General features: G+C 69.2%; 1 protein-coding gene. It reads right to left on the reverse strand.

All coding sequences use genetic code 11. The annotated features are described in order from the left end of the window. Window positions 1-1,140: acyl-CoA dehydrogenase family protein (locus ACIGO8_RS34005; RefSeq protein WP_399738933.1), on the reverse strand; the 1,140-nt coding region annotated here is incomplete at its 5' end.

A 1,140-nucleotide genomic window follows, 5' to 3' on the forward strand; every position in this document is an offset into this window, starting at 1 on the left:
TCAGGGGAGGTTGCGGGCCATGACGATGCGCTGGACCTGGTTGGTGCCTTCGTAGATCTGGGTGATCTTGGCGTCGCGCATCATGCGCTCGACGGGGTAGTCGCGGGTGTAGCCGTAGCCGCCGAGGAGCTGGACGGCGTCGGTGGTGACCTCCATGGCGACGTCGGAGGCGAAGCACTTGGCGGCGGCGCCGAAGAAGGTCAGATCGCCGTCGATGCGCTCGGACTTGGCGGCGGCGGCGTAGGTGAGCTGGCGGGCGGCTTCGAGCTTCATGGCCATGTCGGCGAGCATGAACTGCACGCCCTGGAAGTCGGCGATGGGCTTGCCGAACTGCTTGCGTTCCTTGACGTAGCCCTTGGCGTAGTCGAGGGCGCCCTGGGCGATGCCGATGGCCTGGGCGGCGATGGTGATGCGGGTGTGGTCGAGGGTCTTCATCGCGGTGGCGAAGCCGGTGCCCTCGTCGCCGATCATGCGGCTGGCGGGGATGCGGACGTTGTCGAGGTAGACCTCGCGGGTGGGGGAGCCCTTGATGCCGAGCTTCTTCTCCGGGGCGCCGAAGGACACGCCCTCGTCGGACTTCTCCACGACGAAGGCGCTGATGCCCTTGGAGCGCTTGTCGGGGTCGGTGACGGCCATGACGGTGTAGTACTCCGACACGCCGGCGTTGGTGATCCACCGCTTGACGCCGTTGAGGATCCAGTGGTCGCCGTCCCGGACCGCGCGGGTCTTCATGCCGGCCGCGTCGGAGCCGGCGTCGGGCTCGGACAGGGCGTAGGAGAACATCGCGTCGCCCTTGGCGAGCGGGGCGAGGTAGCGGTGCTTGAGCTCCTCGGAGCCGGACAGGATCACCGGCAGCGAGCCGAGCTTGTTGACGGCCGGGATCAGCGACGAGGACCCGCAGGCGCGGGCGACCTCCTCGATCACGATCACGGTCGCCAGCGCGTCGGCGCCCGCACCGCCGTAGGTCTCGGGCACGTGCACCGCGTGCAGGTCGGCCGCGACCAGCGCGTCCAGCGCCTCCTGCGGGAAACGGCCCTCCTCGTCCACCGCCGCGGCGAACGGCGTGATCTTCGCCTCCGCCAGCGCACGGACCGTCTCCCGGAGCATCTCGTGCTCCTCCGACGGGCGATACAGGTCGAA

It is taken from the genome of Streptomyces sp. NPDC053493 (genome assembly GCF_044544825.1).
Classification (GTDB): domain Bacteria; phylum Actinomycetota; class Actinomycetes; order Streptomycetales; family Streptomycetaceae; genus Streptomyces.